The following is a 21,926-nucleotide window of genomic DNA, read 5'->3' as shown; positions in this document are numbered from 1 at the left end:
AGAAAGGGAAACCATGGCAAAAGAATCCAGCTTCGACGTTGTTTCCACCGTCGACATGCAAGAAGTCGATAATGCGTATGGCCAGGCGAAACGAGAAATCGCACAGCGCTACGACCTGAAAGATTCCGGTGCGGAAATCACCCTCGACAAGGGCGGCCGCAAATTGACTGTCGCCGCTCCCGCGGAATTCGTCGCCAAGCAGGTTATCGACGTCATTGGCAGCAAGCTCATCAAGCGCGGCGTCGACCTTTCCGCTGTGAAATGGGGCGACATCGTGCCCGCCGCAGGTCAGAGCGTTCGTCGCACCGCCGAGATCATCGAAGGCATCGACAAGGAAACCGCGAGCAAAATCTCGAAGGACATTCGAGGCACGAAACTCAAGTGCAAGGTCACCATCGAGGGCGATAAGCTGCGCGTTTCCTCGGCTTCGCGTGACACTCTGCAAGAGGTGATTGCCTTTTTGAAGGGCCAAGATTACGGCCAGCCTCTGCAGTATGTGAACTATCGATAACGCAAAAGGGTATATGCATGTCTAACATTGACGTGAATGTTTTGGCTCAGGGCGCGCCGCGCGTGTGTTTCGTGACGCTTGGCTGCGCCAAAAACGAAGTTGACACCGCCGAAATGACGAAACGACTGACCGCGGCCGGCTATGAGGTATGCGATGACGCGTCCACGGCCGATGTCGTGGTCGTGAACACGTGCTCGTTCATTCAGGCCGCAACCGAAGAGAGCCTCGAGGCTATTTTCGAGGTATGCGACCTGCCGAATTTCATCGAAGGGTCCGCGAAGCTCGTCGTGGCAGGCTGCATGCCTGCGCGATACGGCGACGATTTGGCGAGCGAACTTGGCGAGGCGCAGGCGTTCGTGCCGTGCAGCAAGGAAGACGACATCGTCGAGGTGCTTGCGGGCGTGCTGGGCGATGCGGCGCCTCGCGCGTCGACGTCTGCCGATGCCCAATCGCCATGGGCGGCGTCCCCCGCGTCGTATGTAAAAATCTCAGACGGCTGCGATCGCTTCTGCTCGTTCTGCGCTATTCCGTATATTCGTGGGCGCTACCACAGCTTCCCGCTCGAGACCGTTCGCGCTTCGGTCGCCGAACGCGTTGAGGCGGGCGTGCGCGAAATTACGCTCATCGCGCAAGACACGGGCCGCTGGGGCGAAGATTTCGCCGAGCCCTCCAACACCGCCGCGCTTCTTGCAACGCTTGCCGACGAGTTCCCCCAAACGTGGTTCCGCCTTATGTACATTGAGCCTCAGGGCGTAAGCGACGAGTTGCTCGACGTTATCGCATCGAAGCCGAACGTCTGCAAGTATCTCGACATGCCGCTTCAGCACGCGAGCAAGCCGGTGCTTCGTGCGATGAACCGTCGTGGCGACGAGAACTCTCATCGTGAGCTCGTTGCGCGCATTCGCGAGCGTGTTCCGGGCATTACGTTGCGCACCACGCTCATCGCTGGCTTCCCGGGCGAGACCGATGTTGATTTCGACGTGCTTCAGAACTTCCTCGAAGAGGTCGAGTTCGATTACGTCGGCGTTTTTCCGTATTCGCAAGAAGAGGGCACCCGAGCCGCCGAAATGGATGGCCAAATCGATGAGGCCATCAAAATCGAGCGCGCTCAAAGCCTGCGCGACATTTCGGACGCGATTGGCGAAGCCCACGTCTCGGCGCGCATTGGCCAGGAAATGGACGTGCTCGTGCTTGGACGCGAGGAAGACGGCCAGCTCTACGGTCGTGCGATGTGCCAGGCGCCCGAGGTTGATGGCGTGGTGTATTTGGAGGAAGGCGAAGTCGGCGACATTGTGCGCGTTCGTATAACCGATACGCTTGTGTACGAGATGGAAGGCGATGTCGTTCATGGCTCCTGATTCGAAAGAATCCTACGCTTCTGGCAAGCCGACGCCGGCGGGTCAGGGCACGGTCGATAAGATTCTTACCCCTGCGAATGTCGTCACCATGATTCGCATTTGCCTGGTACCTGTCTTTGTCGTGGCGCTTATTAGCCCATGGCCCGACGCTTTTGGGCTTGCGTTCCTCAACCCCTGGAAGGCGTGGATCGCCGCGATCATCTTCGTCGTGATCTCGTGCACCGACTGGCTCGATGGCTACCTCGCTCGTTCTCGCGGCGAGGTTACCGACTTCGGCAAATTCATGGATCCTTTGGCCGACAAGGTGCTCGTCGTTGCAGCGCTGCTCGTGCTCATTGAACTTGGGTCGCTACCGAGTTGGCCCGTGCTCATTATCGTCGCCCGCGAATTCATCGTAAGCGGCGTGCGCATGGTCGCCGCGAGCAAGGGCGAAGTCATTGCCGCCTCGTGGTATGGCAAGTTCAAGACGGTATTCCAAATGATCGCCATCGTGCTGTTCGTCGTGAAGGAAAGCCCCGCGATCACGGGCATGCTTTCGCATGAGCTCAATGTCACGCTCTATATCCTGAGCTGGCTTGTCATGGCGGCCGCCCTCGTGCTCACGATCATCTCTATGGCCGATTACATTTGGAAGGCTCGCCACCTCATTGGTTTCAAGCCTAAGGGCGGTCGCGCGCGCGTCATCAACAATGACGATATTGCGGCGCAGTCCGAAGTCGATTTTGACAGCGAGATTCGCGTTGAAGCGGCACGCGCTGTCGTGCAAAAGGCGCTCGCTGCGAAGGCGACGGTCGCAACGGCCGAAAGTTGCACGGGCGGCCTTATCGCCGCATCGCTCACCGAGGTGCCGGGTTCTTCGGCCGTGGTGCGCGGCGGCGTGGTGAGCTATGTCAATGACGTGAAAATGAAGAGCCTCGACGTTCCTGAAACTGCGTTCATCGATGGCAGCGCCGTGTGTGAAGACGTTGCCGTAGCTATGGCGCGCGGTGCGGCATCTGAGCTCGGCGCGGATGTGGCGTGCTCCGTTACGGGCATTGCGGGCCCTGGTGGCGAGGAGCCCGGGAAGCCGGTGGGCACGGTATGGATTGGCATCTCTTCCAACGGTAACGCATTCGCGAAGGAATTCCATTTCAAGGGCAATCGCGAAAACGTGCGCGCGCAAGCGACCCAGGCCGCACTTGAAATGCTTCTCGAAGCGCTGTAGTGCCTTGTTGTCGCGGGGAAAACGCGGCATTTTAGAGGGCATTCTGCGAGGAAACTGAGGGAAACGCATAGGAATCTTCAAGGGAAACCGATAGAAATAGGCGATAGTTCGCCTTTAAAAATGCGGCATCCGGGCAAGATTCCGGCAAGGTTTGCGTGCTTGAATTCGTTCAACGATTTCTTTCGCAACGATGCGAATTATTTTCGCGTCGCACTTGACGTAAGAACATCTGTTCGTAATAATGAGCGCGGTACATAAACCGGCTCTGCCGGCGGCAAGGAGATGTAATGGCTCAGACTCAAAACAAAGATAAAATGCTCGAGCTCACGACTGAGCGAATCGAGAAGAAGTTCGGCAAGGGCGCCATCATGAAACTCGGCAACAATGCCGAACACCTTGAGGTTGCCGCTATTCCTACGGGCGCTTTGCCGCTCGATGCGGCGCTCGGCATTGGCGGCGTTCCGCGCGGCCGTATTGTTGAAATTTACGGTCCTGAGTCCAGCGGTAAAACGACGCTCGCATTGCAAATTCTCGCCGAGGCACAAGCTCTTGGCGGCGTTGTGGCATTCATCGACGCGGAACATGCCCTCGATCCAACGTACGCCGCGCGTTTGGGCGTCGATATCGACGAGGTGCTCATCTCGCAGCCCGATACGGGCGAGCAAGGCTTGGAAATCTGTGACATGCTCGTTCGCTCCAACGCTATCGACTGCATTGTCATCGACTCCGTAGCCGCTTTGGTTCCTAAGGCCGAAATCGAAGGCGAAATTGGCGACTCGAGCGTTGGCCTTCAGGCCCGTCTTATGTCCCAGGCGCTTCGCAAGCTTGCCGGTTCTCTTTCGAAGTCGAATACTACCTGCATCTTCATCAATCAGCTCCGTGAGAAAATCGGTGTGATGTTCGGCAATCCCGAAACCACGACGGGCGGCCGCGCTCTTAAGTTCTTCTCGAGCGTTCGCATCGATATTCGTCGCATCGAAACGCTCAAGAATAAAACCAACGACGCTGTGGGTAACCGCGTGCGCGCCAAGGTCGTGAAGAATAAGGTCGCGCCTCCGTTTAGGCAGGCCGAATTCGACATCATGTATGGTCAGGGCATCTCTCGCGAGGGCTGCATCATCGATATGGGCGTCGAGGCTGGCGTAGTGAAAAAGAGCGGCGCTTGGTACACCTATGGCGAAGATCGCCTGGGCCAGGGTCGCGAGGCCGCCAAGGAAATGCTGCGCACCCATCCCGATGTTCGCGACGAAATTGAGCAGAAGGTTCGAGACCATTTCGAGATCCCCACGGTCAAGCCCTTCAGCGAAACCGAGGAATAAGCCTTTTACGCCCGCTTTTGCCCATGGCGAAGCGGGCGTTTTCTTGAGCGCAGCGATTGGGGCCGATATGCCGTATATCGATAAGCAATATGCAGAAGAGCTTTTGAAGAAATCCCAAGCCCATGCCAATGGCGGGCCTTTCCGCGCCGCTGGCGGCACAGAGCAAGAGGCGGAAAAACCTCAAGCTTACACCCATGACATGCCTTCGCGTGACGTAGATGGCGCGGGGCAAGAGGCTTGCATTGCTTGCAAGTCGAGTAGCGCCCGCTTCGGTTCGCTTGACCAAAGTAGGCTCCAGCCGAAGTCTCGCGCTCGCTCGCGTTTGCAGAATGCATCGTTGAGCCTCGAGCCAATCATGGCCGAGCGCACCGAAGACGAAACGAAGGCTTTCGAAAAAGTCACTCGCCTTGCCTGTGCGCGAGAGCGTGGTTCTCGCGAGCTCATCGATCGGCTTGTGCACGATGGGTTTTCGCGCCAAGTGGCGGAATCCGCCGTGCAGCGCGCCCTCGATTGCGGCCTCATCGACGATGTGCGTTATGGCTCCGTGCTTGTTCGTACGCGCGTCGCCCAAGGCCGCGGTCGCAAGGGCATTGAAGACGAACTCGATCGGGCTGGAATTTCCGCAACCGATATCCCTGGATGGCCCGATGAATTCTTTTCCCTCGGTGACTTCGATCCGTTTCGCGTCGCCAGCAATGACGAAGATGGGCTCATTGGTTGCTCGTTTGGTTGCGAGTTTAATGAAGAGCAAGAAGTCGAGCGCGCACTCGCGCTTTTGCGCCGAAAACCGCCGCGTTCCAAAAATATTCGGGCCTCCGCATATCGCAAACTCATGACGAAAGGGTACTCCTCGTCGGTCGCGAGCGCGGCAACTCGTCGTTTTATGGAGGAGAATTAAGGCGCTGAGCGATTTATTTCAAAACGGTGGAGGGAAAACACTCGAGCACGGTGTATCATAAAAGGGCTTGAGTGCAGTAGCGCCCACAAGGCGCTTTCTCGATATATAACAATCGCATAGCCGAACTCTTTCTCGGCGTTAGCTCTACTGTTGTGTATTCACTCATGCCAGGCATATGCCCGGCATTTTCTTTGCCGGCAGCCTGTCTTCGTATATGAAATTAGAAGAAAGGGGAGGCCGATGGAAATCGCACTTTTGATCGTCGGCTTGGCCGTTGGCATCGCCGGTGGCTATTTTATTACCCGCTACGTCGCAAATTCGTCCACCAAACGCGCCCATGAAGAGGCTGAACAGGTGGTATCTGAGGCGAAGCGCCAGGCAGAAACCATGCGCCGCGAAGCTGTGGTTGAAGCTAAAGACGAAGTGTTCAAAATGAAGCAGGAGGCTCAGGCTGAGCACAAAGAGCGCATGAAGGAAGTTCGTGCCGCCGAAAACCGCGTTTCTCAGCGTGAGGAATCCGTTGATCGCCGTGTCGAGAGCCTCGATGCCCGCGAGCATCAGCTCTCTTCCATGCAGGGTCAGGTCGAGCGTCGCGAGCGCGATCTGAACAGTGCCATTCAAGAAGTGAATGTGCGCCTCGAGCATGTCGCCGGCATGACGCCCGAAGAGGCGAAGAAGGAACTGCTCGACAACCTTCGCGATGAGGTTACGCATGAAAGCGCCGCCATTATTCGCGAGGCCGAGCAGCGCACCAAGGCCGAAGCCGACAAGAAGTCGCGCGAGATCTTGAGCCTCGCAATTCAGCGCGTCGCCGCCGATCACACGGCCGAAACCACGGTGAAAACCATCCACATTCCGTCCGACGACTTGAAGGGCCGCATTATCGGTCGCGAAGGCCGCAATATTCGCAGCTTCGAGCAGCTTACGGGCGTGAACCTGCTCATCGACGACACGCCTGAGTGCGTAACCATTTCGTGTTTCGATCCCGTTCGTCGTGAAATTGGCCGCGTCACCATGGAAAACCTCATCGCCGACGGCCGCATTCATCCCGCTCGCATCGAAGAGATGTATGCGAAGGCCGAAAAGCTCGTAAACCAGCAAATCCAAGAGGCTGGCGAGCAGGCGACGTTCGACGTCGGCATTCACGACTTGCACCCCGAGCTCGTTCGCACGCTTGGCCGCCTGCGCTTCCGCACCTCGTTCGGCCAGAGCGTTTTGAACCACTCGCTCGAAGTCGCGTATCTGTGCGGCGTTATGGCTTCCGAGCTTGGTCTCGATCCCGTTCCCGCTAAGCGCGCAGGCCTTCTGCACGACCTCGGCAAAGCCGTCGACCATGAAGTCGAAGGCCCTCATGCCGTGATCGGTGCCGACCTTGCTCGTCGTTTCGGTGAAAAGCCAGAAATCGTGCACGCCATCGAGGCGCACCACGCCGATGTCGAGCCGAACAGCGTGCTTGATGTTTTGGTCCAGGCCGCCGATGCTGTTTCCGCTGCTCGCCCCGGCGCCCGCAAGGAAAGCCTTGAGAGCTACGTGAAGCGCCTTGAGAAGTTCGAGGAAATCGCGAATGCCCACAAGGGCGTCGAACGCACCTACGCCATGCAGGCGGGTCGTGAGATTCGCGTTATGGTTGTTCCCGAAATGGTCGATGAAGCTGCTGCCGTTGTTCTGGCGCATGACATCGCCAAGCAAATCGAGGATGAAATGCAGTATCCCGGCCAGGTCAAGGTGGTTGTTATCCGCGAAAGCCGCGCCGTTGACTACGCGAAATAATTTCGAACGTTGAAGAGGCGCCATATTGGCGCCTCTTTTTTGTATGGTACGAGGGGCTTACTATGTCCGAATCTGAAAAGCTTGCCGCATTTCTCGACTCGCTGCCCGCTGGTACAAGGCTTCGCGTTGAAGACGATTTGGGCGATGGCTTCGTTCGCCTGCGCGTGTCGGAAGCCGAGCGCCGCCAGGCGAAGCAGGACATTCGCTGCGTTGAAGATGCGGTTATCGAAATGCTCCGCAATGCGCGCGACGCCCACGCCCGAACGATCATCGTTGGAACGTCGCGGTCTGGCTCTATGCGGCGCATCGTCATGGCCGACGATGGCGATGGCGTGCCAGAGCGTTTGCGCGATCGAATATTCGAACCTCGTGTGACTTCGAAGCTCAATTCTATGACCATGGACGATTGGGGCGTGCATGGGCGTGGCATGGCGCTTTATTCCATTCGGGAAAATGCCGCGCGCGCAGAATGCATCGCCTCCGTCGAAGGCAAGGGCAGCATTTTCCTTGTCGAGTTCGATTGCGCTAAAACGCCCGAGAAAAGCGACCAGAGCACGCCACCGTCGCTCGTGAAGCAAAGCGACGGAACGTGGACCGTTGGGTCGGGCCCGCATAGCATTTTGAAATGCGCATCGGAATTCGCGCTCGCCAATCGAGACGTGTGCACAACGTATCTCGGCAGTCTCATCGATTGCGCGGCGACAATGTACGCATTCGGCCGCCAGTTCCTTGGCGCGGACGATTCCGTGAAAACCGCCGCGCCCATCAAGCGTCTTGGCCTTATGCGCGATGCCGCCTCGCTGGTCGATGGCGCTCAGGCCCTCGGCATCGATATGTCTACGCGCAGCGCACACCGCATTCTTGCAGGGGAAATAGCTCCGCTCGCGCCGCTTCTCGAAACGCTCGATCGCGTGCGCGAGGGCGAGCTGGAATCAACGAAAAAGGCCGCAAAGCCAACTGCTTCCGCGAACCGCGACTTTCGCGGCCTCAAAATTGCGCCCGACGATTTGGAATCGTTTTCCTCGGCGTTGAAGAAGGCGTATGCCGAATTCGCCGAATCGTATTACCTCGAAGCCGACGTTGAGCCCTCAATACGAATATCGGGCGATAGCGTGCACGTGGCTTTCCCGCTTTCGAAGCTTTAGGGCAGCTTTGGGCAACATTGCCCATTGAACCGCACATTCCCGCGTGTGAGTAATGTGGCTCAAGCGTGCTCACGCGCAGTTCAGCCGCTCTATGCGGTACAATCGGCCAGATAAAAAGATGCTTGAGCCCCTAAGGCATACATGCAACATAACGCACTCTAAACATCGTAGAAGGACGCACATGCCAGAGCATTTTGAAAACGGGCAGCATGCAGGCTGCTTGAAGGTATCGTCGAAATCGTCACCTGCATCGGTCGCTGGCGCCATTGCCGGCATGATTAAAGACGGTTCGTGCGTAGAAATTCAATCGGTCGGCGCGGGTGCAGTGAACCAGGCGGTGAAGGCCATCGCGATTTCTCGCGGCTTTCTGTCGCCCATCGGCATCGAAATCGTTTGCGCGCCGTCGTTTGCCGATATCGTGATCGATGGCGAATATCGCACCGCCATCCGCTTCAACGTCGAACGCCGCTCGTAAATACCCGTACAACAGATCTCTATAGAAAGAGGTAGCTCGCTGTATGCTGTCTCCCATTTCCGATAAGACCTTTTTCCTGCAAGTTTTCGGTTGCCAAATGAACGAACACGATTCCGAGCGAATCGCGGGCATGCTCGAATCGCTCGGCGCGATTCAGGTGCCCGAGCTCGAAGAATCTGAAATCGTCGTATTCGTGACGTGCTGCGTGCGCGAAGCCGCCGATACGCGCCTTATGGGCCAGGTCGCCTCGATGAAGAACATTCCGCTTCCGCAGGGTAGCAAGCTCGACAAGCGCATCGTGTGCATTGGCGGCTGCATCGGCCAGCGCGACGGCGCGAAGCTCATGGAAAAACTGCCTCATGTCGATGTGGTGTTCGGCACGCAGAATATCGATCGCTTGCCACGCCTTATTGAGTCGGTGCTGGTGGGCAAGGGACACCAGGCCGAAGTGTACGAGGCCAGCGAGAAATTCGCCACCGACCTGCCCAGCAAGCGCGTGCACACATGGGCCGCATGGCTGCCCATTACCTCGGGCTGCAACAACTTCTGCACCTATTGCATTGTGCCTTACGTGCGCGGCCGCGAAAAATCGCGCACCATCGAAGACGTGGCCGCCGAAGCGCAGGCGCTTGTTGCCGATGGCGTGAAGGAAATCACGCTGCTCGGCCAAAACGTGAACTCCTACGGGCGCGATTTGTATGGCGAGCCGCGCTTCGCCGACGTGCTGCGCGCGGTGGCCGCCACGGGCGTCGAGCGCATTCGCTTCGCAACCTCGCATCCGAAAGATTTGACCGACGAGGTCATTGCGCTGTTCGGCGAGCTGCCCAACCTCATGCCCGCGCTGCATTTGCCGGTTCAGTCGGGCAGCGATCGCGTGCTCAAGGCCATGAACCGCCGCTATACCGCCGACCACTATCGCGAGCTCGTGCGCAAAGTACGCGCAGCCAACCCCGATGTGGCGCTTTCGACCGACATCATCGTGGGCTTCCCGGGCGAAACCGAGGAAGATTTCCAGGCCACGGCGAACCTTGTGCGCGAGGTGGGCTATGGCCAGGTGTTCACGTTCATCTACTCGAAGCGCGAAGGCACGCCGGCGGCAAAAATAGACGATCCAACGCCGCATGAAACCATTCAGCGCCGCTTCGACGAGCTTGTCGACATCGTGCAGGAAGGCGCCCATGAGCAAAACCAGCGCTTTACCGGCCGCGTGCTCGATGTGCTTGTCGAGGGCACGTCGAAGCGCGATGAAGACGTGCTTGCGGGCCGCAGCCCGCACAATGTGACCGTGCATGCGCCCATTCCCGCTGGTAAAACCATCGACGAGCTAGAGGGCACCATTGTGAAGGTACGCATCGACGAATCGCTCACCTGGTATTTGTCGGGCGAGGTCGTCGATGCCTAAGACGAGCGGAAAGCCGGCTCTTGAGCTGTCGCAGCCCGTTATCGTTATTGTGGGACCCACGGCGTCGGGCAAAACCGATGTCGCGCAGGAAATCGCACGTCGCGTAAATGGGGAAGTGGTATCGGCCGACTCCATGCAAATTTATGAAGGCATGGATATTGGCACGGGTAAACTGCCCGCGGCCGAGCGCGTGGTACCGCACTGGGGTTTTGATATTCGCAAGCCGGGCGAGGCATATTCGGCGTCGCTGTTCCAGGAATACGCGCGAACATGTTTCGCCGACATCGATGCGCGCGGCAAGCGCTGTGTGCTCGCGGGCGGCACGGGGTTCTATGTGCGGGCCGCAATTGACGACTACGATTTCGCGTCGGGCGAGCAGGTAGGCAACCCCGTGCGCGAGAAGTGGGCCGCGTTTTTGGCCGAGCATGGCTCCCAGGCGCTTTGGGATGCGCTCAACGAGCGCGATGCGGAAAGCGCCGCCATCATTCATCCCAACAACTCTAAACGCGTGGTGCGTGCGCTCGAGATGCTCGAGCTCGACGGCGTTTCGTACGCCTCGCAGCACAAAGGGCTTGCCACGCTCGGCCAGGTGGTGCCTGCGCTCTTTTTCGGGCTTTCGGTTGATCCGGAGCTTTTGAAAAAGCGCATCGACGCACGAGTCGACGGCATGTTCGAAGCGGGGCTCGTCGATGAGGTTCGCGCGCTTTGCGAGCAAGGCTTCACCGAGGCGCTCACGGCGCGTGAGGCTATTGGATATAAAGAAGTAGTCGCCGCGCTCGAAGGCCGTTGTTCCATGGAAGAAGCCTCCGAGGCCATCAAGCTTGCTACGAGGCGCTATGCGAAACGCCAGCGTTCATGGTGGCGCCATGACGAGCGGGTGCGTTGGGTCGCCGCAGACGATGGCGACGTCGCGCGCATGGCCGATGAAATTCAACAGTTGCTCTAGGAGGCCTGCGTGTCTTTCGCCGATTCACTTTCTACGATGGACGAGGGTTGCGAACGCGCCATTCTCGTTGGCATTCAACTCAAGGGCGACGATGCCTCAACGCTCACGTCGTCTCTTGAGGAACTCGCGCGTTTGACCGACACGGCGGGCGCCGAAGTGGTTGCGACCACCTACCAAAAGCTCGATGCACCAAACCCGCGCACATTCGTCGGGTCGGGCAAGGCGGAAGAAATCGCCGAAATGTGCCATGCGTATGCGGCTGATATCGTGATTTTCGACGATGAACTCACGCCGTCGCAGCAGAGCAATTTGGAAAAGGTCGTGCCGAAGGATGTGAAGGTCATTGACCGAACGGCACTCATTCTTGATATTTTCGCGCTGCATGCCACCACGAAAGAGGGTCGTCTGCAGGTGCGTCTGGCACAAAACCAGTACCTGCTGCCGCGTTTGCGCGGCATGTGGGCGCATTTGGCGAGCAATCGCATGGGCGGCGGCGTAGGCTCGCGCTTCGGCGAGGGCGAAAGCCAGCTTGAGGTCGACCGTCGCATGGTACGCAAGCGCATCACGTCGATTCGCCGCGAGCTCGAGCAAGTTTCGCGCATGCGTGAAACGCAACGAAGCGCGCGCTATGCATCGGGCGTATTCAAAATCGCCGAGGCAGGCTACACGAATGCGGGCAAATCGAGCCTGATAAACCGCCTCGCCGGTGCCGACGTGCTGTCCTATGACAAGCTTTTTGCCACGCTCGATTCGACCACGCGCAAGCTCGTGTTGCCCGAAGGCCGCGAAGTCACGCTTACCGATACCGTCGGCTTCATCCAAAAACTTCCCACGACGCTCGTCGAGGCGTTCAAGAGCACGCTCGACGAAATTCGTGGCGCCGATTTGGTGCTACACGTGATCGATGCATCGTCGCCCGAGCGCGAAATGCAAATGAAGGCTGTCGAGGAAACCCTGCAGCAAATCGATGCGCAAACCATTCCGCGCATCACCGTGTTCAATAAAATCGATTTGGTCGATGACACGCAGGCGGCGGCGCTTGCTCGATTGCACCCAGGTGCGGTGTTCGTGTCGGCGGCAACGGGGCAGGGGTGCGACGAGCTTATCGAGGCCATCGCGCGCGCCGCTACGGCTACGGAAGAAACTATGAATGTCGTTGTGCCGTTTTCGCGCGGCGATTTGGTATCGCTCGCTCACTCGAAATGCACCATCATAGCTGAGGTGTTTGATGAAGATGGAGCGAATCTCACGGTTCGCATTCCTCGCGATTTATTGAGGCAATTTGAGCCCTATAAAGCTTCGTGAGAAATGTAAGGCCCCTGGTACTTCGTTGGACAACGGAGCACCAGGGGCCTGCGTAATTCTTGCTACGATTTAAGGTTGCAGCGATTTAGAGACGACGAAAGACCGCGACGACTTTGCCGGCGATGGAGACGTTCTCGCGCACGATGATGGGCTCCATCGATGAGTTTTCGGGTTGCAAACGCACGTGACCCTTTTCTTTATAGAAGCGCTTCACCGTTGCGCCATCGTCGACAATGGCGACCACGATATCGCCGTTGTTGCAGGTGGGTTGTTCTTTCACGGCAACATAATCGCCATCGTTGATGCCGATTTCGATCATGGAATCGCCGCGAACCTTCAAGAGGAACGAGCTTGAATCTCCCACAATTTCGACGGGCAGGGGAATGGTTTCCGTTACGTTCTGCTCGGCAAGAATGGGCAAACCCGCAGCAACGTTACCAACAACGGGAAGCGAGACCACATCGGAAAACGCCCCGGCACCGACTGGTTCGAGCTCGGGTTCTTTCGCCTTTTGCTCGCGACCCACGATGGTAATGCATCGAGACTTCAAAGGGTCGCGATGGATGTAGCCCTTTTCCTCGAGCGTTTTCAAATGCACATGCACGGTAGAAGGCGAGGAGAGGCCTAACCCGTCGCAAATATCGCGAACTGTAGGGGCAATGCCCGTTTCATCGATTTGCTGTTCGATGAAATCAAGCACAGCCTTTTGCTTCTTCGTTATTTTCTTGGTGTTCTTGACCTCTTCGGCGCCCATGCGAACTCCTGTCGAACAAATGTTTGAAAAATCATTGACACGAACTTTTGTGCGATTTATTATAACCACGAACAAAGGTTCGTTGCAAGTGCTATTCGAAGGAGTTGTCATGAAAACGGTTGTTAACAGCGCAAAGCCCGCTTATCCCTCATATGACCAGGCCGATTTCTTTGATGGCACCGCGGCGCGCAAAATCGAACATGGGGCTCGCATTATTCCGGTCGACCGTCGTTCCGTTCTCGCGTCTGAAGCAAATACGCAGGGAGCAACGCGTCGCAGCGAAGCAAATGCCCGCGCGTACGCTCCTCATGTTCAAAGCGCTTCAACGGCAACGTTCCGCGACGATCTTGCATTTTCGATACGTGCTCTTGGCGCATTCGAGCTTCTTGGTCCCAACAACGAAACCGTCGCTAACCATGCGTCGATCAAAGCTGCGCCCTCGTTTTCGAAGCTTACTGCCGCAGGGTTCGTCGCGTTTCTTGCAACGCTTTTCGTTATCGCGATTTAGCTCCATCTTCGCCCGCCGTCGTTTTTGCTGCATTAAGCGACGGCGTGGCGCTGCGTACGTCGTTCCCATTGCGACAATGCATCTGTCGCCGTACTCGATCGCCTGGCGTTATATGCAACTTTACGGTGGGTCGATTCGGGTTTTACGGTTCGCCGCGCGCTCTTACTTATCGTGTATATTCTTTTTCGTTTCGGCGGCTTTCGCTTCAAGCGTGTATCATGAACGACATATTGTCGATTCGTACGCTTGCTTCGCTCTGTGCGAGGTGGGTATGATTGGAGGGCATATGCGCTGCCCCGTTTGTGGCCACCCCGAATCTAAAGTCGTTGATTCTCGTCCCTCCGATGAGTTCAACTCAATTCGCCGTCGTCGTGAATGCCTGAAATGCGGAAACCGTTTTACGACCTACGAACGCCTCGGTGATAACCCAATTATCGTTGTGAAATCTGACGGCACGACGCAAGTCTTTGACCGCGAGAAGCTTTATCGCGGCATTAGCATCGCGTGCGCTAAGCGCCCCAATATCCCGAACGAAAAGAAAGCGGAAATTATCGACGACATTGAAGCTGAGCTTCGTGCCGCAGGCCGCCTCGAGATCAAATCGAAAGATCTTGGCGATATCGTTCTTGAGCATCTGCGCGGCCTCGATGATGTTGCCTATATCCGATTCGCGAGCGTCTACAAAGATTTTCAAACCGTTGAAGAGTTCCGCGAAGCACTCGAAGGCCTTCAATAGGCGATTCCAGCTCGCTTCATATGCGCTGCATGAACAATAGGAAAGTTGGCAAAATGGCATCTCTCACTATTCCCATTACCAAACTTCGTGATGATGCGGTAGTTCCATCGTACGCGTATCCTGGTGACGCCGGCGTTGATTTGCGCGCCGTAGAACCTGCGACTCTTGCCCCGTTTGAACGCGCACTTGTACCCACGGGCCTTGCGATTGCAATCCCTGAAGGATATGCGGGTTTCGTTCAGCCCCGCAGCGGCCTTGCGATTAAGCAGGGCGTTACCGTGCTCAATACCCCCGGCCTCATCGATAGCCATTATCGCGGCGAGCTTAAAGTTGCGCTTATCAATCTTGACGCGCATTCAACTTTTGAAGTCGCACCGGGCGATCGAATCGCCCAACTTGTCATTCAAAAAGTCGAGAATGTCGAGTGGAACGTCGTTGACGCGCTCGACGAAACCGAACGCGGCTGCGGCGGCTTCGGCAGCTCCGGCGTCCAATAAACGCTTGCACCTTTTATACCTTCGAAACGGCCAGAGCTCTTCGCGTCGCGCAAGCCTCTGGCCGTTTTTCTTAAACGGTATTGCTCACGGGGCAAACGGTAGAAATGTTCGATATTTTTACTGCACTCGAAACTTTCTCGCAATGCGTAACATTCACGAAACACGCGCCACGTATGCTAACCTCATCAGAAGGGGAGACGCATTAGGCGTCCTGCGGCCTTGGCCGACCCGCATTAGTATTGCGTAAAGGAGAATTGCATGTCCTACGCCGAACGAATCCTTGAAGAGCTCAAGGCCAAGAACGCCGACCAGCCCGAATTCATTCAGGCAGCCACGGAAATCCTGAGCACGCTTGGCCCTGCGCTCGATGCTCATCCCGAATATGAAGAGAACGCTCTGCTCGAGCGTTTTGTCGAGCCTGAGCGCGTCGTGATGTTCCGCGTTCCTTGGGTCGATGATTCTGGTAAGGTCCAGGTCAATCGCGGCTATCGCGTCGAGTTCAACTCCGCCATTGGCCCCTACAAGGGTGGCCTTCGCTTCAACCCCACGGTTACGCTCGGCATGCTGAAGTTCCTGGGCCTGGAGCAGATTCTTAAGAACAGCCTCACCACGCTTCCAATGGGCGGCGGCAAAGGCGGTTCCGACTTCGACCCCAAGGGTAAGTCGAACAACGAAATTATGCATTTCTGTCAGTCGTTCATGACTGAGCTGTGCCGCCACATCGGTCCCAACACCGACGTTCCTGCGGGCGACCTGGGCGTTGGCGGCCGCGAAGTTGCCTATATGTTCGGCCAGTATAAGCGCATTCGCAACGAGTGGACCGGCGTGCTTACCGGCAAAGGCCTCTCGTTTGGCGGCTCGCTCGCTCGCACCGAGGCCACGGGTTATGGCCTGGTGTACTTCGTTGACGAATATCTGAAGTCGAACGGCGATTCGTTCGAGGGCAAGAATGTCGTCGTTCACGGCTCCGGCAACGTTGCGATTTACGCTGTTCAGAAGGTTTCCCAGCTCGGCGGCAAGGTGCTTGCGTGCTCCGACACCCATGGTTGGGTTGAAGACTCCGAGGGCATCGACTACAAGGTGCTCGAGAACGTTTACAACAAGAAGCGTTCTGGCCACGACAAGGGCGTTACGCTCGCCATGTATCTCGACGAGCGTCCGAATGCTATTTGGCATGCCGAAGACGGCCGTGGCGTATGGCAGCTTCCTTGCGACATCGCGCTTCCGTGCGCTCGCGAGAACACCCTGCTCCTCGAAGACGCTCAGGCGCTTGTGGCCAACGGCTGCAAGGTCGTAGGCGAGGGCGCCAATATGCCGTCTACCATCGAGGCGACCAACTACTTCCTCGAGAACGGCGTTGCTTTCATGCCCGGCAAGGCAGCGAATGCGGGCGGCGTGCTCGTTTCTGGTCTCGAAATGAGCCAGAATGCCGAGCATCTCTCTTGGAGCTTCGAGGAAGTCGATGGCAAGCTCGAGCAGCTCATGCGCGGTATGTTCCATAACGTTGACGACACCGCCAAGAAGTACGGCCACGAAGGCAACTTCGTCATGGGCGCTAATATCGCTGGCTTTGAAAAAGTCGCCGACGCCATGATCGCTCAGGGCGTTTGCTAAAAAAGCGATTTCTTGAATTAATCAAAAAACGCAGGTCATATGGCCTGCGTTTTTTTGTTTCCTAAACTAAGAGACCGAACGTCAATGTTCCAGCATTCGGAATAGCGGATTCTGCAGAATGGCAAAACCTTGAGCGGCTCCTATTCGGCTTTGCACTCGCTCGCAGCATTGGCCTCGGCTTTAGGCGCATCGGAAGCTTCGCCTGAGGGTGCGCCCTCGGTTACTTCGACTTCACTTTGGGCTGCCTTTTCGGCGGCTGGCTCATTGCCGCTTTCCGCTTCAGTCGATACGGGCGCAGCAGGCTCGGGCTGAACGTCGATAGGCATCGGGTAACCGCAATGCATGCAGAACTTCGCATCGATGCCAACCTCGCCTCCGCACTCGGGACATGTTTTCACTCGTCCTGCACGACGGGCGGCTTCTGCTTCCGCTGCGATGCGCTGCAGTTCGTCGGCGACATCGGCTCGTTCTTTGGCGATTGCATCGAGGTCGGCCATCATTTGCTCGCGACCCGACAAAAGGGCGGGGTCGGCTTTGACCGCTTCTATCACGCTTTCGCCCAAAGCGGCGCAGGCATCTTTCCAACGACGATCGATTTCGCCCTGCTTAAAACGCAGATTCGCGCTATCGGCCATGCGTCCCGCGGCGGAGGCGCCCTTATTGAGCATATCGCCAGCTGCAGCCGCGCTCTTGTTGAACATATCGTTCAAATCGTCCATAAAGCCCATGCTAGTCCTCCTTCGTAGGTGATGGCTCCATCATAGCAACGTAAGCAGAATAGGCCGCGCTTCGTGTCGAAACCGTAATAGAACGTTTTGCGCCATCTTCGAAGGTGCGTTCAAACGTCACCTTGCTCGGCAGCAGCGCTACACATGCACCAGAGCCAAGCATGTAGCAAACGCACGTCACAATGCCGTAGACAAGCAAGGTCGATTCCTCACTAAACGACATAGAAGCAGCTGCGGCAACAACTTCCCACACAACAAGGGCGCATACAACTCCCGCAACAAGGGCGTAGACATACGTCCAGAACGTTCGGGCGTCTTCCGGCGCGCGTAGCGTTGCTTCAGCTGCGATAATCAAAGCAACGATACCCGTTGAGGAAAGCGTGGCGAGGAGCTGCGAACTCGAATGGCCCAATACCGTGAAATCGCACACATACAGCACCAAGCATACGGCAATAATGGCAACAGAAGAGATGAGCGGCATCGAACGCTTAATGCGATTGGCAAGGGGAGTCTCTTCGGCCATGGCCGTTGTCGCCTTTGCGCGAACGAGTTTTCCATGCGGGTGTCGCAGGGTGCCCGTTTTCACATTCCGTCCCAAACCGGACATCTCGTCGTTTTTCACAACGGCCCACGCGACAAGTGCGATGATAACAACGGCTATAACGATAATCTGCATAACGTTCCTTTCGATACCTCGATGATTGTACCTTCACGAAGGCGCGGCATGCTCTCTTGTTGCCTTTTCGATGGCATCGTTCGTCAAACGTGTATACGTGTTACCATCATCTGACCAAAATGCGAATTTGAGCTTAAGAAGAAAGGCCGCTCATGCATGTAACCATCTATTCCGACGGATCATCGCGCGGAAACCCGGGGCCGGGAGGATACGGGTCGGTTCTGCATTACACCGATCCCTCTGGAAAACTGCATGTGAAGGAACTTTCGCAGGGGTTCGATTGCACGACCAACAATCGCATGGAGCTTTTGGGCGTTATCGCCGCTCTTGAAGTGCTTAAACGTCCTTGCGAGATTGACGTCATCTCGGACTCCCAATACGTGGTGAACGCCTTCAACCAGCATTGGGTCGAAGGATGGCTCAAACGAGGCTGGAAAAACGCAAAGAAGGAGCCCGTGAAAAATGCCGATCTTTGGAAGCGTCTCCTGAAGGCGAAAGAGCCTCATAACGTCACGTTTCATTGGGTGAAAGGTCATGCGGGGCATCCTGAAAACGAACGCTGCGATGAACTTGCAACGACGGCGGCCGATGGCGAAGGAAGGATTAAGGACGAAGGTTTCCAGGCTTAATTGGGCACATGAGGCACATGTACCATGAGCCGATGAGGCTTGGCGATTTCAGCATAAGAAAAAGGAGGCGAAGTGCCTCCTTTTTCTTATGTTTTATTTTTCTTCGACTGAGAATGCTTCTTGGATTTCGTCCCTTCATCGCCAACAACGACGAATTGCGGCGAATCAAGGAGGAATTCTTTCAAAAAGGCCGCTTCATCTGCCGTGAGCCTATGCCCGGTCTCATGCGAATGCATGCTGCGCGGCTCCTCTGCGGTTGTGCCCATGCTTGCTCCTTCTCCCCAGGGCGCGCTCGAACATTCCCCTTATTGCGCCACCCATCGCGTCACTACGCGTTTCATCTGCGAAATCGTCTTTTCTTCAATACCTACTATAGTTGTATCATTTCCAATCTTGACTCTGCGATGCTGGTTTCGCGGGAGACGGTTCTATTTAACGGGCAGCGGTCATGCGGGGTTTTAGACGCACCATAGATGCTTAGATGTGTGCAAAACGGCATATCGCAGAGGGCAGCCTGTACTCTATTCGAGCGGTATAATGTTCGAACTGAAACGACGGTCGAAATTTCGACCCACATCAAAGAGGTGCTCGTCGATGGGATCTCCCGTAAAACTCAGCTTTTTTGCAAAACGCGATGTACTTCGCTGCGTTCCCTTGATGCCTTCGGGTGCAACGTATGGTTACATCTCGAGCGGCCTCGCCATGCCTAAGGGCGGAGCGTGCTACGTTGCCGCTTTTGACAATCCAGCGAATACGAGCAAGGCGCGCATCGTTGCGTATATCGATTGGTTCGGTCGAGCGTATTCCTGCGATGAACCCCTCGACCAAGAACCGCTGCGCGACCCCGATTTAGTTGTGTACACCTGTGAGAACAACGTCGAATCGGCGGGGGCCAACAACGAAAACGCCGACGCCACGTCACCGGCACGTTTGGATGTGTTTCTCGGCGATGGCTCGCGTCGAACGGTTGCCGAAGCCAGGGTCGCGAACGTCGAAAACACCAGGAAAGCCGAGTTCAGCTACACGGCAATAGACGATTCGTTCCCTGGGAAATTCGAAGTCGCAAACCCATTGCGCTACCTTGAGTTTATGTCGATCGCCTATCTCGCGTTCGTCGAATTTGCGCGCTGCACCGAGTGGGAGCCCAAATCCGCATCGGGCGATTCGAGCGCCCATGGGGCCATGCCCAATGAGGCTTTCGATTTGGCCGCCGTGTTTTCACGATTCCAGCAATCCGATTTTTTTGACGCGATTAATCGAGAGGTCCTGGAAGCGGAGACGTCATGGACCGAAAACCCCGAACGTGCGCGCGGTATTGAGCGATTTTTGGTGAACGGCCTGCGCGACAGCGGCCTCGTCGGTATCTCCGGCGACGCTTTAACGGTCGAAGGGGCGGCCGAGGGGCCGAATGCTCGCCTCATTCGCACGTCGCGATACTCGAACCTGTTCTTTCTCGACTTCGTGTACAACACGCAAACCGAATGTTTGGAAGATGGCGCTTTCGCCTCGTGCGACGCCACGCGCGAGATACGTCACAAGCTGTTGCGCGCTGAAGGAGCCCTCAACAGATTCCTCATGGTGTCCAACTTCCTCGAAAGCGAAGAGGACGACACATTCGAGCAAACCGAAGAAGAGATTTCGAAACTCGCCGATTCCTTCGTCGAATACCTCTGTGTGCAAGCGCCCGATCCGAATACGCCGCTTGAAACAACAGGACGTTGGGATACCCACATCGCAATTGCCCAAGCGGGGGAGTTGTGGCGCGCGCCCTACCGCATTCCCTATGAGTTTTGCCTGAACGAAGCATGCACAGAAGTCGGCTTTAATCTTGCCGTACCCTGCAAATTCGCCATGGCGCAAACTCATTGGGACAGCGATGTTGACGATTATCTACCGTATACCTCTTTTGAATTGAACGCGACTGAGGCGCGCTATGCCGCGCATGCTGCGCTTTTGGCCGCGTCGAGCGCATTTCACGCCTCGGCCTCAATTGAAAAGGTTTGCGTGAATTGCCTGCGCGACGGAAAGAGGGACGACATCGTAATTTCTGCTGAATTCGACCGCAAAACGCTCTGCGAGGCATATTCGGCAAGCGAGGCGAATGCATTCAAGGAACCCTTCGAGACCCTTTCGAGGTTCAATGCGCGTTTCAACCTCGAAGGCGATAATGGGCTCCGCCGCATTGATAAACTTTTCTCTCTTGGCCAGGACGCTTTTAAATCGAGCTTTGAGCGATTGGTGGCAATCGACACCACGCCATTCAATGAAAAGGCGCGCGACATGCTCCATGTTGATTGTCCCATGCGCATGTCCATTTTCGAAGACGGCCAGCGGCGCGCGTATGCCGATGAGGTTTCAGCCGCGCTTGATGCTGGCGTCGAAAACGCCGAGCTCGCCTTGAAGCAGATTCATGACCGCACGGAAGATTTGCTTGTGCGTGACATTTGCAATAGGCTTTTGGCCGCATTCTCCGAAGGCTCTTTAGGGGAAACGTCGTTTCTCGAGGTGAAGGAAGCGTTCATGGATGCATACGGCCTTAAGCCCGCCATGATGCGCGCTTCGTCGCTCATGCGCGACGACGATCCGGCTGCCATTGGGCTCCTTGAGGAATTAGCCGCGCAAGGCGATGCCATTGACGGTTTCAGCGACACCTCGCGCGTATGCTATCGCTATTTTGACAGCTACGAAACGCGCGCGATTTATGCGAAACGATGCCTCGACGACGCGAAAGGCCGCATCGTGAGCCCTCTTGCCGACGAAGTGTTTCTTGCGCACGATTCCCTTGCACAAGAGCTCACAACGACGATTACAGGCGCCGATGAGGCGCTCAGGCATGCGCAACGCTGTATAGAGCTCTCTCCGGCACGCGCCTATTCGTACTTACGCGCGGCTCGAGCGTACTTCATGAAAGACGACTACGAAAACGAAGTGAAGATGTGCTGCAAGGCGCTCGAAGTCACATGGAAGGTCGACGACGCCGGACTCGCGTTCTATTGGCTCGCGTATTCGTTCTGGAAACTCGAGAAGTACGATGCCGCGGTCGCTTGCTATAAACGCTGCAGCATGCTTAATTCCTACATGGCCGCCGAGGCGAAAGCTGAACTCGACGAGCTGCTCTCGTCGGTGAAGGGCCTTAAACGCCACAGTGTTGAGGAGGACGAGGCGATTCTTCAAGCACACGGCGTCCCCTTGAATGCTTTGACCGAAAACGCCGAATTCCTCCTTGCTGCCGCGAGAGAAACGATTGACTCGTCGGCGGTTTCCCTCGGCTGTATTTTGGCGGCGGCGGCAGTTCGCATCTCTCGCGACGATGCGATCGTCCCCGCGCTTCGCGCCTTGAATGTGACGATGTAGCGCAAAAGCCGTCGGGTCCCAGACCAAAAGAAAGCTCCAGATGCTGCTGGCAATCTGGGGCTTATTGTTTGCAGGGTTTCATTGGCCCACGCGACGG

The 21,926-nt window shown here is 56.5% G+C and carries 20 protein-coding genes; 17 read left to right on the top strand and 3 right to left on the bottom strand.

Going from position 1 to position 21,926, the window contains the following annotated elements:
- Nucleotides 1-13: 13 nt before the first annotated feature.
- From Q0D41_RS01830 to hflX, 11 genes are all read left to right on the top strand, one after another.
- Nucleotides 14-511, top strand: a complete 498-nt coding sequence (locus tag Q0D41_RS01830) for a YajQ family cyclic di-GMP-binding protein (protein ID WP_123219125.1) — start codon at nt 14-16, stop codon at nt 509-511.
- Nucleotides 512-528: 17 nt separating this feature from the next.
- On the top strand, nt 529-1,869 hold the full coding sequence (rimO, locus tag Q0D41_RS01825) for a 30S ribosomal protein S12 methylthiotransferase RimO (protein WP_294374321.1): 1,341 nt from the start codon (nt 529-531) through the stop codon (nt 1,867-1,869).
- Nucleotides 1,859-3,073, top strand: coding sequence for a CDP-diacylglycerol--glycerol-3-phosphate 3-phosphatidyltransferase (gene pgsA, locus Q0D41_RS01820; RefSeq protein ID WP_294374318.1), 1,215 nt, complete (start codon nt 1,859-1,861; stop codon nt 3,071-3,073). Before rimO ends, pgsA begins: the two co-directional genes overlap by 11 nt.
- Before the next feature lie 287 nt (nt 3,074-3,360).
- The gene (gene recA / locus Q0D41_RS01815; protein ID WP_294374312.1) at nt 3,361-4,392 is read left to right on the top strand and encodes a recombinase RecA; all 1,032 of its coding nucleotides are present in this window, start codon (nt 3,361-3,363) and stop codon (nt 4,390-4,392) included.
- Between the two features lie 43 nt (nt 4,393-4,435).
- Nucleotides 4,436-5,290: a regulatory protein RecX gene (locus tag Q0D41_RS01810; RefSeq protein WP_294374309.1), complete on the top strand. Its 855-nt coding sequence runs from the start codon at nt 4,436-4,438 to the stop codon at nt 5,288-5,290.
- A gap of 240 nt (nt 5,291-5,530) precedes the next feature.
- Complete coding sequence (rny, locus tag Q0D41_RS01805) at nt 5,531-7,060, top strand: ribonuclease Y (RefSeq protein ID WP_294374306.1); 1,530 nt, start codon at nt 5,531-5,533, stop codon at nt 7,058-7,060.
- Between the two features lie 62 nt (nt 7,061-7,122).
- Nucleotides 7,123-8,205 carry a sensor histidine kinase gene (locus Q0D41_RS01800; protein WP_294374304.1) on the top strand — a complete coding sequence of 361 codons (1,083 nt, stop codon included), beginning with the start codon at nt 7,123-7,125 and terminating at the stop codon, nt 8,203-8,205.
- A 181-nt stretch (nt 8,206-8,386) separates the two neighbouring features.
- Nucleotides 8,387-8,680: a stage V sporulation protein S gene (locus Q0D41_RS01795; RefSeq protein ID WP_123219119.1), complete on the top strand. Its 294-nt coding sequence runs from the start codon at nt 8,387-8,389 to the stop codon at nt 8,678-8,680.
- 43 nt (nt 8,681-8,723) lie between these two features.
- Nucleotides 8,724-10,082 (top strand): tRNA (N6-isopentenyl adenosine(37)-C2)-methylthiotransferase MiaB, encoded by a 1,359-nt coding sequence (gene miaB / locus Q0D41_RS01790; protein WP_294374300.1) that lies wholly within the window; start codon nt 8,724-8,726, stop codon nt 10,080-10,082.
- Nucleotides 10,075-11,028: a tRNA (adenosine(37)-N6)-dimethylallyltransferase MiaA gene (gene miaA, locus Q0D41_RS01785; protein ID WP_294374297.1), complete on the top strand. Its 954-nt coding sequence runs from the start codon at nt 10,075-10,077 to the stop codon at nt 11,026-11,028. Before miaB ends, miaA begins: the two co-directional genes overlap by 8 nt.
- A 9-nt stretch (nt 11,029-11,037) precedes the next feature.
- Nucleotides 11,038-12,333 carry a GTPase HflX gene (gene hflX / locus Q0D41_RS01780; protein ID WP_294374294.1) on the top strand — a complete coding sequence of 432 codons (1,296 nt, stop codon included), beginning with the start codon at nt 11,038-11,040 and terminating at the stop codon, nt 12,331-12,333.
- A gap of 85 nt (nt 12,334-12,418) precedes the next feature.
- On the opposite strand, the gene lexA is transcribed toward hflX, so the two are convergent.
- Complete coding sequence (gene lexA, locus Q0D41_RS01775; protein ID WP_287538063.1) at nt 12,419-13,087, bottom strand: transcriptional repressor LexA; 669 nt, start codon at nt 13,085-13,087, stop codon at nt 12,419-12,421.
- A gap of 19 nt (nt 13,088-13,106) precedes the next feature.
- Here lexA and Q0D41_RS01770 point away from each other — a divergent pair, with 19 nt between their 5' ends.
- The 4 genes from Q0D41_RS01770 (at nt 13,107) to gdhA (ending at nt 16,442) form a co-directional block, all read left to right on the top strand.
- Nucleotides 13,107-13,595 carry a hypothetical protein gene (locus Q0D41_RS01770; protein ID WP_294374284.1) on the top strand — a complete coding sequence of 163 codons (489 nt, stop codon included), beginning with the start codon at nt 13,107-13,109 and terminating at the stop codon, nt 13,593-13,595.
- Nucleotides 13,596-13,881: 286 nt separating this feature from the next.
- On the top strand, nt 13,882-14,331 hold the full coding sequence (nrdR, locus tag Q0D41_RS01765; RefSeq protein WP_114615568.1) for a transcriptional regulator NrdR: 450 nt from the start codon (nt 13,882-13,884) through the stop codon (nt 14,329-14,331).
- Nucleotides 14,332-14,384: 53 nt separating this feature from the next.
- The gene (dut, locus tag Q0D41_RS01760; protein WP_294374277.1) at nt 14,385-14,828 is read left to right on the top strand and encodes a dUTP diphosphatase; all 444 of its coding nucleotides are present in this window, start codon (nt 14,385-14,387) and stop codon (nt 14,826-14,828) included.
- A 258-nt stretch (nt 14,829-15,086) separates the two neighbouring features.
- Complete coding sequence (gene gdhA / locus Q0D41_RS01755) at nt 15,087-16,442, top strand: NADP-specific glutamate dehydrogenase (RefSeq protein WP_294374276.1); 1,356 nt, start codon at nt 15,087-15,089, stop codon at nt 16,440-16,442.
- A gap of 140 nt (nt 16,443-16,582) precedes the next feature.
- Here gdhA and Q0D41_RS01750 read toward each other — a convergent pair whose 3' ends face one another.
- Complete coding sequence (locus Q0D41_RS01750; protein WP_294374273.1) at nt 16,583-17,170, bottom strand: zinc-ribbon domain-containing protein; 588 nt, start codon at nt 17,168-17,170, stop codon at nt 16,583-16,585.
- 1 nt (nt 17,171) lies between these two features.
- The gene (locus Q0D41_RS01745) at nt 17,172-17,846 is read right to left on the bottom strand and encodes a hypothetical protein (protein WP_294374271.1); all 675 of its coding nucleotides are present in this window, start codon (nt 17,844-17,846) and stop codon (nt 17,172-17,174) included.
- Between the two features lie 152 nt (nt 17,847-17,998).
- Between Q0D41_RS01745 and rnhA the strand changes: the two genes are divergently transcribed.
- Both rnhA and Q0D41_RS01735 read left to right on the top strand, forming a co-directional pair.
- Nucleotides 17,999-18,475 (top strand): ribonuclease HI, encoded by a 477-nt coding sequence (gene rnhA, locus Q0D41_RS01740; RefSeq protein ID WP_294374268.1) that lies wholly within the window; start codon nt 17,999-18,001, stop codon nt 18,473-18,475.
- Between the two features lie 702 nt (nt 18,476-19,177).
- Entirely contained in the window at nt 19,178-21,829 is a 2,652-nt protein-coding gene (locus Q0D41_RS01735) for a hypothetical protein (protein ID WP_294374265.1), read from the top strand.
- Nucleotides 21,830-21,926 lie beyond the last annotated feature (97 nt).

This window comes from uncultured Slackia sp., from assembly GCF_934630525.1.
Lineage (GTDB): Bacteria > Actinomycetota > Coriobacteriia > Coriobacteriales > Eggerthellaceae > Slackia.
This window is presented reverse-complemented; position numbering and strand designations above follow the sequence as displayed.

Bases quoted from the DNA above. Each gene is read 5' to 3' on its own strand.
- Q0D41_RS01745 (WP_294374271.1), bottom strand. From the start codon at position 17,846: ATGCAGATTATCGTTATAGCCGTTGTTATCATCGCACTTGTCGCGTGG.
- pgsA (WP_294374318.1), top strand. From the start codon at position 1,859: ATGGCTCCTGATTCGAAAGAATCCTACGCTTCTGGCAAGCCGACGCCG.
- dut (WP_294374277.1), top strand. From the start codon at position 14,385: ATGGCATCTCTCACTATTCCCATTACCAAACTTCGTGATGATGCGGTA.
- miaB (WP_294374300.1), top strand. From the start codon at position 8,724: ATGCTGTCTCCCATTTCCGATAAGACCTTTTTCCTGCAAGTTTTCGGT.
- recA (WP_294374312.1), top strand. From the start codon at position 3,361: ATGGCTCAGACTCAAAACAAAGATAAAATGCTCGAGCTCACGACTGAG.
- gdhA (WP_294374276.1), top strand. From the start codon at position 15,087: ATGTCCTACGCCGAACGAATCCTTGAAGAGCTCAAGGCCAAGAACGCC.
- rnhA (WP_294374268.1), top strand. From the start codon at position 17,999: ATGCATGTAACCATCTATTCCGACGGATCATCGCGCGGAAACCCGGGG.
- lexA (WP_287538063.1), bottom strand. From the start codon at position 13,087: ATGGGCGCCGAAGAGGTCAAGAACACCAAGAAAATAACGAAGAAGCAA.
- rimO (WP_294374321.1), top strand. From the start codon at position 529: ATGTCTAACATTGACGTGAATGTTTTGGCTCAGGGCGCGCCGCGCGTG.
- Q0D41_RS01750 (WP_294374273.1), bottom strand. From the start codon at position 17,170: ATGGGCTTTATGGACGATTTGAACGATATGTTCAACAAGAGCGCGGCT.
- Q0D41_RS01770 (WP_294374284.1), top strand. From the start codon at position 13,107: ATGTTTGAAAAATCATTGACACGAACTTTTGTGCGATTTATTATAACC.
- nrdR (WP_114615568.1), top strand. From the start codon at position 13,882: ATGCGCTGCCCCGTTTGTGGCCACCCCGAATCTAAAGTCGTTGATTCT.
- rny (WP_294374306.1), top strand. From the start codon at position 5,531: ATGGAAATCGCACTTTTGATCGTCGGCTTGGCCGTTGGCATCGCCGGT.
- Q0D41_RS01795 (WP_123219119.1), top strand. From the start codon at position 8,387: ATGCCAGAGCATTTTGAAAACGGGCAGCATGCAGGCTGCTTGAAGGTA.
- Q0D41_RS01800 (WP_294374304.1), top strand. From the start codon at position 7,123: ATGTCCGAATCTGAAAAGCTTGCCGCATTTCTCGACTCGCTGCCCGCT.
- Q0D41_RS01735 (WP_294374265.1), top strand. From the start codon at position 19,178: ATGCCTAAGGGCGGAGCGTGCTACGTTGCCGCTTTTGACAATCCAGCG.
- miaA (WP_294374297.1), top strand. From the start codon at position 10,075: ATGCCTAAGACGAGCGGAAAGCCGGCTCTTGAGCTGTCGCAGCCCGTT.
- Q0D41_RS01830 (WP_123219125.1), top strand. From the start codon at position 14: ATGGCAAAAGAATCCAGCTTCGACGTTGTTTCCACCGTCGACATGCAA.